At 66.9% G+C, this 13,545-nt stretch carries 11 protein-coding genes; 3 read left to right on the top strand and 8 right to left on the bottom strand.

The window, feature by feature from the left end; genetic code table 11:
- Positions 1-49: 49 nt before the first annotated feature.
- From rseP to rpsB, 8 genes are all read right to left on the bottom strand, one after another.
- Complete coding sequence (gene rseP / locus CUJ89_RS11135) at positions 50-1,420, bottom strand: RIP metalloprotease RseP (RefSeq protein WP_114177376.1); 1,371 nt, start codon at positions 1,418-1,420, stop codon at positions 50-52.
- Positions 1,421-1,431: 11 nt separating this feature from the next.
- Positions 1,432-2,628, bottom strand: a complete 1,197-nt coding sequence (locus CUJ89_RS11140; protein WP_114177377.1) for a 1-deoxy-D-xylulose-5-phosphate reductoisomerase — start codon at positions 2,626-2,628, stop codon at positions 1,432-1,434.
- Positions 2,629-2,643: 15 nt separating this feature from the next.
- Positions 2,644-3,465 carry a phosphatidate cytidylyltransferase gene (locus CUJ89_RS11145; protein WP_114177378.1) on the bottom strand — a complete coding sequence of 274 codons (822 nt, stop codon included), beginning with the start codon at positions 3,463-3,465 and terminating at the stop codon, positions 2,644-2,646.
- Positions 3,459-4,241: a polyprenyl diphosphate synthase gene (uppS, locus tag CUJ89_RS11150; protein ID WP_114177379.1), complete on the bottom strand. Its 783-nt coding sequence runs from the start codon at positions 4,239-4,241 to the stop codon at positions 3,459-3,461. Before uppS ends, CUJ89_RS11145 begins: the two co-directional genes overlap by 7 nt.
- Positions 4,242-4,288: 47 nt before the next feature.
- On the bottom strand, positions 4,289-4,849 hold the full coding sequence (frr, locus tag CUJ89_RS11155; protein WP_114177380.1) for a ribosome recycling factor: 561 nt from the start codon (positions 4,847-4,849) through the stop codon (positions 4,289-4,291).
- 90 nt (positions 4,850-4,939) lie between these two features.
- A complete protein-coding gene (gene pyrH / locus CUJ89_RS11160; RefSeq protein ID WP_006402648.1) occupies positions 4,940-5,653 on the bottom strand; it encodes a UMP kinase in 714 nt (237 codons plus the stop codon).
- 156 nt (positions 5,654-5,809) lie between these two features.
- Positions 5,810-6,691, bottom strand: a complete 882-nt coding sequence (gene tsf / locus CUJ89_RS11165) for a translation elongation factor Ts (protein WP_114177381.1) — start codon at positions 6,689-6,691, stop codon at positions 5,810-5,812.
- Between the two features lie 162 nt (positions 6,692-6,853).
- Positions 6,854-7,594 (bottom strand): 30S ribosomal protein S2, encoded by a 741-nt coding sequence (gene rpsB, locus CUJ89_RS11170; RefSeq protein WP_114177382.1) that lies wholly within the window; start codon positions 7,592-7,594, stop codon positions 6,854-6,856.
- 385 nt (positions 7,595-7,979) lie between these two features.
- Between rpsB and map the strand changes: the two genes are divergently transcribed.
- Genes map through CUJ89_RS11190 form a run of 3 tightly spaced genes read left to right on the top strand, consistent with a single transcriptional unit; the run spans position 7,980 to position 13,432 of the window.
- Positions 7,980-8,795, top strand: a complete 816-nt coding sequence (gene map, locus CUJ89_RS11180) for a type I methionyl aminopeptidase (RefSeq protein ID WP_114177383.1) — start codon at positions 7,980-7,982, stop codon at positions 8,793-8,795.
- A 40-nt stretch (positions 8,796-8,835) separates the two neighbouring features.
- A complete protein-coding gene (locus CUJ89_RS11185) occupies positions 8,836-11,412 on the top strand; it encodes a [protein-PII] uridylyltransferase (protein ID WP_114177384.1) in 2,577 nt (858 codons plus the stop codon).
- A 16-nt stretch (positions 11,413-11,428) separates the two neighbouring features.
- A complete protein-coding gene (locus CUJ89_RS11190; protein WP_114177385.1) occupies positions 11,429-13,432 on the top strand; it encodes a pseudouridine synthase in 2,004 nt (667 codons plus the stop codon).
- Positions 13,433-13,545 lie beyond the last annotated feature (113 nt).

The raw sequence follows: 13,545 nt of genomic DNA on the forward strand, positions 1-13,545 counted from the left end.
TTTAGCTGCATCAAATCGGGCGGCTGCCTTGCGGCCGCCGCCTGACGCTTCAGAAATGGATTAACCGAGCCAGATCGTTGAACAGCGCGATCGCCGACAACGCGACGATGCAGATCAACCCGGCTCTTTGCAGAATCAGCTGCCAGCGCTCCGAGACGGCTTTCCCGGTCGCGGCTTCAACCGCATAATATAACAGATGCCCCCCGTCCAAAACGGGAATCGGCAACAAGTTCAGGACGCCAAGGCTAATGCTGACAAGGGCGAGGAACGACAGGAACGCCGACGGACCGAGCCGCGCGCTCTTGCCCGCGTAGTCGGCGATCGTCACGGGGCCGGACAGGTTCTTCAGCGACGCGTTGCCCGTGATCATCCGCCCGAACATCCGCAGCGAATACACGGAGATGTCCCACGTGCGGTGCCCGCCGAGCTGCAGGCTCTCGATCGGCCCGTAGCGCACGTCGACGGACGGCGTGTGCATCGACAGCGCCGCGCCGATGCGGCCGACCTGCTGCCCCGATTCGTCGTCGCGCTGCATCTGCGGCACGATCGATACCGTCTGCGCGGCGCCGTCGCGCTCGATCTGCAGGCCGAGCGCCTTGCCCGCATGGTGCTTCACGGAATCGATGAAGCGCGACGCGCCGCCGATCGGCTTGCCGTCGAGCGCGACCAGCTTGTCGCCGGCCTTCAGGCCCGCCTGTTCCGCCGCGCTGCCGGGCTGTACCGACGCGACCGACAGCGTGCCGCCGCCAGTCTCGAAGCCCAGATGGGCCATGAAATCGTCGTCGAGCTGACTTTCGGGAACATTGCGGAGATCGACGCGGAAATCGAACGTCGTGTTGCCGTCGCGCGCGCCGAGCACGATCTCGCGGTGATCGAACGCGGCCGACAGCAGCTTCCAGCGCAGGTCCGACCACGACCGCACCGGCTCCGACTCGCCGCCCTGCGCGTTGCGGATCGACACGATCGTCTCGCTGCCGTCGAAGCCCGCGCGGGCCGCCACCGTGCCGGCGGCCGGTGGTGCGACGACCGCGGCCGGCTCGGTCACGCCGGACGCGAATACAACGGAAAACAGCACGATTGCCAACAGGAAGTTCGCAATTGGCCCGGCCGCGACGATCGCGATGCGCTTGTAGACCGACTGCCGGTTGAACGCCTGCCCGAGTTCCTCCGGCTTGATGCCGGGGCCCGGATCGCGCTCGTCGAGCATCTTCACGTAGCCGCCGAGCGGCAGCGCGGACAGCGTCCACTCGGTGCCCGTCCTGCGGCTGACCCAGCGTGCGACGGGCTGGCCGAAGCCGATCGAGAAACGCAGCACCTTCACGCCGCACCAGCGCGCGACACGATAATGTCCGTACTCATGCACGACGACCAGCACCCCGATCGCCACCGCAAACGCGATCAGTTCGACCAGCACGTTCATGAGAACCTCATTCAGACAGTACGCTCCACGCGGGGCGCAGGCGCTTTCGCAATAATCGCGGCGGCGAGGCGGCGTGCCTCGGCATCCGCCGCCAGGACATCGTCGAGCCCGTCGGGGGCACGGTTCGGCAGCGCGTTGAGCACCGCGTCGACCGTCGCCGCGATCGCCATGAAGCCGATCCGGCGCTCGAGAAATGCTTCGACCGCAACTTCGTTCGCCGCGTTCAATGCGGCACTCGCGATGCCGCCTTCCTCGAGCGCCTTCAGCGCGAGCGCAAGGCACGGGAAGCGCGCGTAATCGGGCTGCTCGAACGACAGCTGGGCGATCTGCGCGAGGTCGAGCTGGTCGACGCCCGCATCGACGCGGTCAGGGAACGCGAGCGCGTGCGCGATCGGCGTGCGCATGTCGGGGTTGCCGAGCTGTGCGAGCACCGAGCCGTCGCGGTACGACACGAGCGAGTGGATCACGCTCTGCGGATGGATCAGCACGTCGATCCGGTCGCCCGGCAGCCCGAAGATCCAGTGCGCCTCGATCACCTCGAGGCCCTTGTTCATCATCGTCGCGGAATCGACCGAGATCTTGCGGCCCATCACCCAGTTCGGGTGCTTGCACGCCTCGTCCGGCGTCACGTCGACGAGCGTGGCCGGCTCGCGCGTGCGGAACGGGCCGCCCGATGCGGTCAGGATGATCTTCGAGATCCCGCCGTGCTCGGCCGCATCGCGCGGCATGCACTGGAAGATCGCGTTGTGTTCGCTGTCGACCGGCAGCAGGATCGCGCCATGGTCGCGCACCGCGTCCATGAAGATCGCGCCCGACATCACCAGCGCTTCCTTGTTCGCGAGCAGGATTCGCTTGCCCGCGCGCGCGGCCGCGAGGCTCGGCGCAAGACCTGCCGCGCCGACGATGGCCGCGACCACCGTGTCGCAGCCGTCGCTCTTCGACACGTCGACGAGCGCCTGCGGCCCGTGCAGCACGATCGTCTTGCTGCCCGCCGCGCGCAGTTTCGCGTCGACGTGCGCGGCCGTCGCGGCATCGCCGACCACCGCCACTTCGGGCGCGAAGCGCAGGCACTGCTCGACGAGCTTGTCGCCGTTGCGGTGCGCGCTCAGCGCGTAGACCGAGAATCGTTCGGGGTGGCGCGCGACCACGTCGAGCGTGCTGTCTCCGATCGAGCCCGTGGAACCGAGCAATGTCAGACGTTTTTGCATAACAGAGATAATGGTTTAACCAAGCAGCAGCATCGCGAGCGGCAGCACCGGCAGCAGCGCGTCAACACGGTCAAGAACGCCGCCATGGCCAGGCAGCAGTCCGCTCGAATCCTTTACGCCCGCCTGCCGCTTCAGCAGCGACTCGAACAGGTCGCCGATCACGCTGTACGCGACCAGCAGCGTCAGCGCGGCCCACGCACCGGGCATTCCGTAGCGCACGGCGAATGCAGAAAACAGGGTCGGCTCGAACACATGCGCAGCCATCGCGACACCGGCGACGACCATCACCGCGAGCCAGCCGCCGATCGCACCTTCCCAGCTCTTTCCGGGACTGATCGTGATGGCCAGTTTACGCTTTCCGAAGGCCTTGCCCGCGAAGTATGCACCGATATCGGCCAGCCAGACGACCAGAAGCAGCGACAGCACGAACGGCACGCCCTGCGCACGCGCCGCGACGAGCGCATGCCAGCAGGCCGCAAACACGACGAGGCCGGCCGCCAGCAGGAACGGCCGCCACACGCCGCCCGCGAGTTCGGGCTTGCGCCGCAGCGTGAACGGGCCGACCAGCAGCCAGAACACGCCGGCCGCCATGAAAAGGGGACGGGACGAAGCCGCATCCATGCCGAGCGGCGTGGTTGCCGCCAGCGCGAGCGCCGCGACGACCGCATAGACGACCGGGCCGGCGCCGCCCAGCTTCAGCAGGCGCGCCCACTCCCACGCGGCAAACACGAGCACGGCGCCGATCAGCGCGCCGAACGCGGTGAGCGGCGCGAACAGCGTCACCGGCAGCAGCACGGCCAGCATCACGACCGCCGTGATCACACGGGTTTTCAGCATGAAAGGGAATCGGCGTTCTGCGATTGCGGTTCGAGCTGCGCACTCGTGCGCCCGAAACGGCGCTCGCGCTCGGTATACGACGCCATCGCGTCGGCCAGCGCCGCGCCGTCGAAATCCGGCCAGTATTTTTCGGTGAAATAGAATTCGGCGTACGCGAGCTGCCACAGCAGGAAGTTGCTGACGCGCTGCTCGCCGCCTGTACGGATGAAAAGATCGGGCTCCGGCGCATAGGCCATCGCCAGGTGCGGCGCGAATGCGTCCTCGGTCACTTCGACCTCGCGACCCTCGCGCACGGACTGCTCGATGAGTTTCTTCGTCGCCTGCAGGATGTCCCACCGGCCGCCGTAGTTGGCAGCAATGGTGAGCGTCAGGCGGGTGTTGCGCGCCGTCTTGGTTTCGGCGCGGCGAATCAGTTCGCGGATACGCGGCTCGAAGCGGTCGAGATCGCCGACGACACGCAGGCGGATCCCGTTCGCATGCAGCTTGCCGACCTCGCGCTCGAGCGCGGTGATGAATAGCCGCATCAGGAACGACACTTCGTCGGTCGGCCGGCGCCAGTTTTCCGAACTGAACGCGAACAGCGTCAGGTATTCGACGCCGGCGCGCGCGCAGCCTTCGACCACCGCCCGCACGGCATCGACGCCGCGGGTATGCCCCGCGACGCGCGGCAAGCGGCGTTCGGTGGCCCAACGGCCGTTGCCGTCCATGATGATCGCGATGTGACGCGGCACGACGCCGACGTCAGGCACGCGAACGGTAGAGCTGGTATAGGTCATGGCCGTTGAGACAGTTGCGGGAAGAAAGCGGCGCGCGAGGACGGTCGTCAGACCGTCATGATCTCGGCTTCCTTGCTCTGCACGAGCTTGTCGATTTCGGTGACATGCTTGTCGGTCAGCTTCTGCACCTCGTCGCTCGCACGGCGCTCGTCGTCTTCCGAGATTTCCTTGTCCTTCACGAGCTTCTTGAGCGCTTCGTTCGCGTCGCGGCGCAGGTTGCGGATCGCGACCTTGGCCGTTTCGCCTTCGCTCTTGACGACCTTGGTCAGCTCGCGGCGGCGCTCTTCCGTCAGCGCGGGCATCGGCACGCGGATCAGGTCGCCGGACGTCGCGGGGTTCAGGCCCAGATCGGCTTCGCGAATGGCCTTCTCGACCTTCGCGACCATCGGCTTTTCCCACGGCTGCACGCCGATCGTGCGCGCGTCGACGAGCGTCAGGTTCGCGACCTGCGAGATCGGCACCATCGACCCGTAGTAGTCGACCTGCACGTGATCGAGCAGACCGGTGTGTGCACGGCCCGTGCGGATCTTTGCCAGATCGTTCTTGAACGCTTCGATCGAGCGCTGCATCTTCTGCTCGACGCCCTTCTTGGTATCAGCGACACTCATTTCAACCTCCGAACCTTCAAACCTTCAAAGAACGCGGGCCCTGCCCGGCGCATCTTGCGCGCCGCGGCCGATGCCCGCATCCGCGGGAGTTTACACGTGGACGAGCGTACCTTCGTCCTCGCCCAGCACGATGCGCTTGAGCGCGCCCGGCTTGTTGATCGAAAACACGCGAATCGGCAGCTTCTGGTCGCGGCACAGCGCGAAGGCCGTCGCGTCCATCACCTGCAGGTTGCGGCTGATCGCCTCGTCGAAGCTGATCGTCGTGTAGCGCGTGGCCGACGGATCCTTCTTCGGATCGGCAGAATATACGCCATCGACCTTGGTCGCCTTCAACACGACCTCGGCGCCCACTTCCGAACCGCGCAGCGCAGCGGCTGTGTCCGTCGTGAAGAACGGGTTGCCCGTGCCGGCCGCGAAGATCACGACCCGGCCTTCCTCGAGCTGACGGATCGCGCGCGGCCGGATGTACGGCTCGACGACCTGATCCATCCGCAGCGCGGACTGCACGCGCGCCTCGATGCCGGCGTGGCGCATCGCGTCCTGCAGCGCCAGCGCGTTCATCATCGTCGCGAGCATCCCCATGTAGTCGGCGGTCGCGCGATCCATGCCGGCCGCGCCCCCCGCGACACCGCGGAAAATATTACCGCCACCGATCACGACCGCGAGCTGCGTACCGAGACGCACGACTTCGGCGATATCGGCCACCATCCGTTCGATCGTCGCGCGATTGATGCCAAAGGCATCGTCGCCCATCAGCGCTTCGCCGGAGAGTTTGAGGAGGACGCGTTTATAGGCATTGGACATAGGGGCTTCCGAGCGACGAGAGGATGACAACCACGAACTGTAGGGGCGAAATACTGATTCGGGCAAGCGCCGACGGTCGAACCGGGGTTCCCGGCCGGCCGGCGGCGGCGCCGACCGCGGCGGAACGGACGCCCGCCGCGGATACTGCCTGACTGCTTACTGCTGCTTTGCTGCTGCGACTTGCGCGGCCACTTCGGCGGCGAAGTCGTCCTGGCGCTTCTCGATGCCTTCGCCGACGACGAACAGCGCGAATTTCTGCACTGCGGCATCCGCTGCCTTCAGCATCTGCTCGATCGTCTGCTTGTCGTTCTTCACGAACGTCTGGTTCAGCAGCGACACTTCCTTCAGGTACTTCTGGACGCTACCGTCGACCATCTTCGCGACGATCTCGGCCGGCTTGCCCGATTCCGCAGCCTTCTGCTCGGCCACGCGGCGCTCCGTCTCGATCAGCTCGGCCGGCACGTCGGCCGACGACAGCGCGACCGGCTTCATTGCCGCGACGTGCATCGCGACGTCCTTGCCGACCTGCTCTTCCGCGCCCGTGTACTCGACGATCACGCCGATGCGCGCGCCGTGCAGGTACGTTGCGATCTTGTTCGCGGTTTCGAAGCGGACGAAACGGCGGATCGACACGTTCTCGCCGATCTTGCCGATCAGTGCCAGACGCACTTCGTCGACCGTCTTGCCTTCGAGCGGCAGCGCCGACAGCGCAGCCACGTCGGCCGGGTTCTGCGTGGCGACGAGCTCGGCAACCGTCTTCGAGAACGCGAGGAAGTCGTCGTTCTTCGCGACGAAGTCGGTTTCGCAGTTCAGTTCGACCAGCGCGCCTGCGTTGCCGCCGACGAACGATGCGACGACGCCTTCGGCCGTCACGCGCGATGCCGCCTTGCTCGCCTTGTTGCCGAGCTTGACGCGCAGCAGTTCTTCAGCCTTGGCCAGATCGCCGTCGGCTTCCGTCAGCGCCTTCTTGCACTCCATCATCGGTGCGTCGGTCTTTGCGCGCAGTTCTGCCACCATGCTTGCGGTAATTGCCGCCATCATTCGCTCCTTGAGTCTGTATTCACAACGCCGCCCGCTTGGACGCGAACGGCCGAGATTCGTTTCCGGACCCGCGCCGATTCGGCGCGATCAGGTCCGGCGCACAAGCTTAAAAAAAGGGGGCCTGTTGAGAGCCCCCTTTTTGCGCCGGCTCGGGGCCAGTTACGCGTTTTCCTCGACGTACTCGTCGTCGCCGCGTGCCGCCTGGACCACTTCGTTGACCGCGTTCGCACGGCCTTCCAAGATCGCGTCGGCCACGCCTTCAGCGTACAGCGCGACTGCCTTGCTCGAGTCGTCGTTGCCCGGGATCACGTAGTCCACGCCTTCCGGCGAGTGGTTCGTATCGACCACGGCGATGACCGGCACGCCCAGCTTGTTCGCTTCGGTGACGGCGATCTTGTGGTAGCCGACGTCGATGACGAAGATTGCGTCCGGAATGCCGCCCATGTCCTTCACGCCGCCGATCGACTTCTGCAGCTTGACGATCTCACGTTCGAACAGCAGCGCTTCCTTCTTGCTCATCTTCTCGGTTTCGCCCGATTCGACAGCCGCTTCCATGTCCTTCAGGCGCTTGATCGAAACCTTCAGCGTCTTGAAGTTGGTCATCATGCCGCCGAGCCAGCGTGCGTTGACGAACGGCATGCCCGCGCGCTGCGCTTCCTGGGCGATCGTGTCGCGCGACTGGCGCTTCGTGCCGACGAACAGGATCGTGCCACGGTTCGCTGCCAGCTGACGCACGTACTTCTGTGCGTCCGTGAACATCGGCAGCGTCTTTTCGAGGTTGATGATGTGAATCTTGTTGCGGTGACCGAAAATGAACGGTGCCATCTTCGGGTTCCAGAAGCGCGTCTGGTGACCGAAGTGGACACCTGCTTCCAGCATTTGGCGCATTGTGACTGCCATGTAATTCTCCACGAGGGTTGGGTCTTAAGCCGGCCGCCGTACCGCCGCGCGAACCTGCCCCGAGGGAGGATTCCGCGCGGCCGGCACCCTGGTTGCGCCGGCTTGCGATTCAGCACGTGCGAAATGCCCGTGCCGTAAGCCTTTCACCGCGATGCCGCCCCAAGACGGGGCACTACGGCATTTGGATATCGACTTAGCCAAAGAGTATAGCACGCCGATTTGTCCGCTCTCAAGTCGCTCGCCACTTTCGCTTGCCGTGCGGCAGCCGGCCGGACAATCCGCGAAAACCCGCATCCGCGCGGCCGACAGAGGCTGCGGCAGGGGCTGCGATGCCCGCCATAAGGTGCGATAATCCGTCAATTCACCGCATTCCAGGCATACCTCGATGGCTATTACGCTCAAAAACGAACACGATATCGCCGAGATGCGCGTCGCCTGCCGTCTCGCGAGCGAAGTGCTCGACTTCATCACGCCGCACGTCGTCGCAGGCGTCACGACCGCCGAACTCGATCGCCTCTGCCATGAGTTCATGCTCAACGAACAGGGCACGATCCCCGCGCCGCTGAACTACCAGCCGCCCGGCTACCCGCCGTACCCGAAGGCCACCTGCATCTCGGTCAACGACGTGATCTGCCACGGCATTCCCGGCGAGAAGGTGGTCAAGAACGGCGACGCGCTGAACATCGACATCACCGTGATCAAGAACGGCTACTTCGGCGACACGAGCCGGATGTTCATCGTCGGCGAGGGCTCGATCCTCGCGAAGCGCCTCGTGCAGACCACCTACGAATGCATGTGGCTCGGCATCGACCAGGTCAAGCCCGGCGCGCACCTCGGCGACATCGGCTACGCGATCCAGAAGCATGCGGAAGCGCAGGGCTACAGCGTCGTGCGCGAATACTGCGGCCACGGCATCGGCACGGTGTTCCACGAGGATCCGCAGGTCGTGCACTACGGCCGTCCCGGCACGGGCATCGAACTGAAGGCCGGGATGATCTTCACGATCGAGCCGATGATCAACGCCGGCAAGCGCGACATCCGCACGATGCCCGACCAGTGGACGGTCAAGACGCGCGACCGCAGCCTGTCCGCGCAGTGGGAGCACACGGTGCTCGTCACCGAAACCGGCTACGAGGTGCTGACCGTGTCGGCCGGCACGCCGGCGCGCCCCGTGTTCGCGCAACCGGCCGCTGCGGTCTGAGCGCCGTCGCGCCGCCCCGCCCGCACCTGAACCGCCGCCCATGAGCGCTCACGCCGCCCCCTCGCCCGAAGCGCTGTCGCAGCGCGCCGAATTCAAGGCCGCCAAGACCGACATGCTCGAGCGCTTTCGCCGCGCGACGAACGTGGCGTCGCTGATGCACGCGCTGTCGAAACTCACCGACGGCGCACTGAAGCGCGTGTGGGACGACTGCGGGCTACCGGCGACGCTCGCGCTCGTCGCCGTCGGCGGCTACGGGCGCGGCGAACTCGCGCCCTATTCCGACGTCGACATCCTCGTGCTGCTGCCCGATGCGCACGACCCGGCGCTCGACCCGCTCATCGAGCGCTTCATCGGGATGGCATGGGATCTCGGCCTCGAGATCGGCAGCAGCGTGCGCACGGTCGCGCAGTGCATCGAGGAGGCGTCGCAGGACGTCACGGTGCAGACCTCGCTGCTGGAAGCGCGCCGCATCGTCGGCAGCACCGCGCTGTTCGAGCGCTTCACCGTGCGTTACCACGAGGCGCTCGACGCGCGCGCGTTCTTCACCGCGAAGGTGCTCGAGATGCGCCAGCGCCACGCGAAGTTCCAGGACACGCCGTACAGCCTCGAACCGAACGTGAAGGAAAGCCCCGGCGGGCTGCGCGACCTGCAGACGATCCTGTGGATCGCGCGCGCGGCGGGCTTCGGCAGCAGCTGGCGCGAGCTCGACACGCGCGGTCTCATCACCGAACGCGAAGCGCGCGAGCTGCGCCGCAACGAAGGCTTCCTGAAGACGCTGCGCGCACGGCTGCACGTGATCGCCGGCCGCCGCCAGGACATGCTCGTCTTCGACCTGCAGACGCAGGCCGCCGAGAGCTTCGGCTACCAGCCGACGCAGGCCAAGCGCGCGAGCGAGCAACTGATGCGCCGCTATTACTGGGCGGCGAAAGCCGTCACGCAGCTCGCGACGATCCTGATCCAGAACATCGAGGCGCAGCTCTTCCCCGCGACGAGCGGTATTACGCGCGTGCTGTCGCCCGACCGCTTCGTCGAGAAACAGGGGATGCTCGAGATCGTCGACGACGGCGTGTTCGAACGCCATCCCGACGCGATCCTCGAAGCGTTCCTGCTGTACGAAACGACCCGCGGCGTGAAAGGCCTGTCCGCACGCACGCTGCGCGCGCTGTACAACTCGCGCGAAATCATGAACAACGCGTGGCGCCGCGATCCGCAGAACCGCGGCACGTTCATGCGGATCCTGCAGCAGCCCGAAGGGATCACGCACGCGTTCCGGCTGATGAACCAGACGAGCGTGCTCGGCCGCTACCTGCTGAACTTCCGCCGCATCGTCGGCCAGATGCAGCACGACCTGTACCACGTGTACACGGTCGACCAGCACATCCTGATGGTGTTGCGCAACATCCGCCGCTTCGCGGTGGCCGAGCATGCGCACGAATACCCGTTCTGCAGCCAGTTGATCGGCAACTTCGAGCGCCCGTGGGTGCTGTATGTCGCGGCACTGTTCCACGACATCGCGAAGGGCCGTGGCGGCGACCACTCGACGCTGGGGATGGCCGACGCGCGGCGCTTCTGCCGCGAACACGGGGTCACCGGCGACGACGCGGCGCTGATCGTTTGGCTCGTCCAGCATCACCTGACGATGAGCCAGGTCGCACAGAAGCAGGACACGAGCGACCCTGAAGTCATCAAGCGCTTCGCCGAACTCGTCGGCAACGAACGGCGCCTCACCGCACTGTACCTGCTGACGGTCGCCGATATCCGCGGCACGAGCCCGAAGGTGTGGAACACGTGGAAGGGCAAGCTGCTCGAGGATCTCTACCGCATCACGCTCGCGGTGCTCGGCGGCGCCAACCCCGACGCGCATTCGGAGCTGAAGTCGCGGCAGGAACAGGCGCTCGCGCTGCTGCGCCTCGAGACCGTGCCCGACGATGCGCACCGCACGCTATGGGACCAGCTCGACGTCGGCTTCTTCCTGCGCCACGATGCGGCCGACATCGCGTGGCAGACACGCGTGCTTTACCGGCACGTGAACGCCGAAACTGCGATCGTCCGCGCGCGGCCGTCGCCGATCGGCGACGCGCTGCAGGTGCTCGTGTACGTGAAGGACCGCGCCGACCTGTTCGCGGGCATCTGCGCGTATTTCGACCGCAACGGGCTGTCGGTGCTCGACGCGCGCGTCAGCACGACGCGGCACGGCTATGCGCTCGACAACTTCATCGTCACGCAAACCGAACGCGACGTGCGATACCGCGACATCGCGAATCTCGTCGAACAGCAGCTCGCAACGCGGCTCGCCGAAACCGCACCGCTGCCGGAGCCGTCCAAGGGCCGCCTGTCGAGGCTGTCCCGGACGTTTCCGATCACGCCGCGCGTCGACCTGCGGGCCGACGAGCGCGGCCAGTACTACATCCTGTCCGTGTCTGCCAACGACCGGCCGGGCCTTCTCTATTCGATCGCGCGCGTGCTCGCCGAGCATCAGATCGGCGTCCATGCGGCGCGGATCAATACGCTCGGTGAACGCGTCGAGGACATCTTCCTGCTCGCGGGCGCCGGCTTGTCCGACAACCGCCTGCAGATCCAGCTCGAAACCGAATTGCTGCGTGCGATCGCAGTCTGAATGAATCCCAGCGTTTATGCGCACCAAATTGACCGTCAAGAATCCGCGGCCGGCGTCGCCGACCCGCGCACCTGTCCGCTCCGGCAGCCACGTCGCCCGCAAGGCGGTGCGACCCGCTGCGCCGCCCGCGGCAGACAAGCCGGCTCGCCCGAAGAAGGCGTCCCCGGCCGCCGCCGGCGAACGCACGTTCAAGCCGCGCGGTGCTGACGGCAAGCCCGCGACGCGTGGCGAGCGCGGCGAGCCCCGCCCGTATCGCGGCGCCGATGCCAGGCCGGCAGGCGACCGTCGCAGCGGCGACAAGCCGTTCAGCCGTGGCACGCCCGACGCGCGCCCGCCCCGTCGCGGCGACGACGATGCACGACCACGTCGTGCAGGTGCCGAAGGCGGCGTGCGCGCGCCCTATCGCGACAACGCAGCCGGCGAAGGCGCGAAGCGCAGTTACGGCGAACGTCGCACGTCGTCGGATCGACCGCCCCGCCGCAGCGACGACGATGCGCGGCCGCGCCGCGCAGGTGCTGAAGGCGGCACGCGCGCGCCTTATCGCGACAACGCAGCCGGCGAAGGCGCGAAGCGCAGTTACGGCGAGCGCCGCACGTCGTCGGATCGACCGCCCCGCCGCAGCGACGACGATGCGCGGCCGCGCCGCGCAGGTGCTGAAGGCGGCACGCGCGCGCCTTATCGCGACAACGCAGCCGGCGAAGGCGCGAAGCGCAGTTACGGCGAGCGCCGCACGTCGTCGGATCGACCGCCCCGCCGCAGCGATGACGATGCGCGGCCGCGCCGCGCAGGTGCCGAAGGCGGCGCGCGCGCACCCTATCGCGACAACGCAGCCGGCGAAGGCGCGAAGCGCAGTTACGGCGAACGTCGCACGTCGTCGGACCGCCCGCCCCGCCGCAGCGACGACGATGCGCGGCCGCGCCGCGCAGGTGCCGAAGGCGGCGCGCGCACGCCCTATCGCGACAACGCAGCCGGCGAAGGCGCGAAGCGCAGCTTCGGCGAGCGCAGCACGTCGTCGGATCGCCCGCCCCGCCGCAGCGATGACGATGCGCGGCCCCGTCGCGCAGGTGCCGAAGGCAGCGCGCGCGCCCCTTATCGAGACAAGGCAGCCGGCGAAGGCGCGAAGCGCAGCTTCGGCGACCGCCCGGCTCGCCCCGCACGCGACGGCGAGCGTGGCGACACCAAGCGCGGCTCGTCCGGCACGGGCCTGAAGACCGCGCAACCCGTCAAACGCCAAGCGGCCGACATCGATTACGGTGACGAAACGGGTCTGATGCGCCTGTCGAAACGGATGTCCGAGCTCGGCCTGTGCTCGCGCCGCGAAGCCGACGAATGGATCGAAAAGGGCTGGGTGCTCGTCGACGGCGAACGCATCAACACGCTCGGCACCAAGGTGCGCGCCGACCAGAACATCGAGATCGACGAGCGCGCGAGCGCCGAGCAGGCCGCGCAGGTGACGATCCTGCTGCACAAGCCGGTCGGCTATGTGTCGGGTCAGGCAGAAGACGGCTACGAGCCCGCGGCCGTGCTGATCACGCGCGGGAACCACTGGAGCGGCGACCGCTCGCCGCTGCGCTTCTCGCCGCAGCACCTGCACGCGCTCGCGCCGGCCGGCCGGCTCGACATCGATTCCACCGGCATGCTCGTGCTGACGCAGAATGGCCGGATCGCGAAGCAACTGATCGGCGAGCAGTCGGACATCGACAAGGAGTACCTGGTGCGGGTGCGCTTCGGCGAACGGCTCATCGACATCGACCAGCACTTCCCCGCGGAATCGCTCGCGAAGCTGCGCCACGGCCTCGAGCTCGACGGCGTCGCGCTGAAGCCCGCGATGGTGAGCTGGCAGAACGGCGAGCAGCTGCGCTTCGTGCTGCGCGAAGGCAAGAAGCGCCAGATCCGCCGCATGTGCGAACTGGTCGGCCTCGAAGTGGTCGGCCTCAAGCGCGTGCGGATGGGCCGTGTGATGCTGGGCGCGCTGCCGCAGGGGCAATGGCGCTATCTGTCGGCCGACGAGACGTTCTGACCGCGGGCACACCACGTGCGCCACACAATGAAAAAGCCCGCGCAAGCGGGTTTTTTTGTTTCCGGCAGACCGCGCATGGCGAAACGGCCCGCCTGCGACACGCAGGCCGCCTC

The sequence above is a fragment of the Burkholderia pyrrocinia genome (genome assembly GCF_003330765.1).
GTDB lineage: Bacteria > Pseudomonadota > Gammaproteobacteria > Burkholderiales > Burkholderiaceae > Burkholderia > Burkholderia pyrrocinia_B.

Bases quoted from the DNA above. Each gene is read 5' to 3' on its own strand.
- pyrH (WP_006402648.1), bottom strand. From the start codon at position 5,653: ATGTCCAATGCCTATAAACGCGTCCTCCTCAAACTCTCCGGCGAAGCG.
- uppS (WP_114177379.1), bottom strand. From the start codon at position 4,241: ATGACCTATACCAGCTCTACCGTTCGCGTGCCTGACGTCGGCGTCGTG.
- CUJ89_RS11185 (WP_114177384.1), top strand. From the start codon at position 8,836: ATGAGCGCTCACGCCGCCCCCTCGCCCGAAGCGCTGTCGCAGCGCGCC.
- frr (WP_114177380.1), bottom strand. From the start codon at position 4,849: ATGAGTGTCGCTGATACCAAGAAGGGCGTCGAGCAGAAGATGCAGCGC.
- tsf (WP_114177381.1), bottom strand. From the start codon at position 6,691: ATGGCGGCAATTACCGCAAGCATGGTGGCAGAACTGCGCGCAAAGACC.
- CUJ89_RS11145 (WP_114177378.1), bottom strand. From the start codon at position 3,465: ATGCTGAAAACCCGTGTGATCACGGCGGTCGTGATGCTGGCCGTGCTG.
- rpsB (WP_114177382.1), bottom strand. From the start codon at position 7,594: ATGGCAGTCACAATGCGCCAAATGCTGGAAGCAGGTGTCCACTTCGGT.
- map (WP_114177383.1), top strand. From the start codon at position 7,980: ATGGCTATTACGCTCAAAAACGAACACGATATCGCCGAGATGCGCGTC.
- rseP (WP_114177376.1), bottom strand. From the start codon at position 1,420: ATGAACGTGCTGGTCGAACTGATCGCGTTTGCGGTGGCGATCGGGGTG.
- CUJ89_RS11190 (WP_114177385.1), top strand. From the start codon at position 11,429: ATGCGCACCAAATTGACCGTCAAGAATCCGCGGCCGGCGTCGCCGACC.
- CUJ89_RS11140 (WP_114177377.1), bottom strand. From the start codon at position 2,628: ATGCAAAAACGTCTGACATTGCTCGGTTCCACGGGCTCGATCGGAGAC.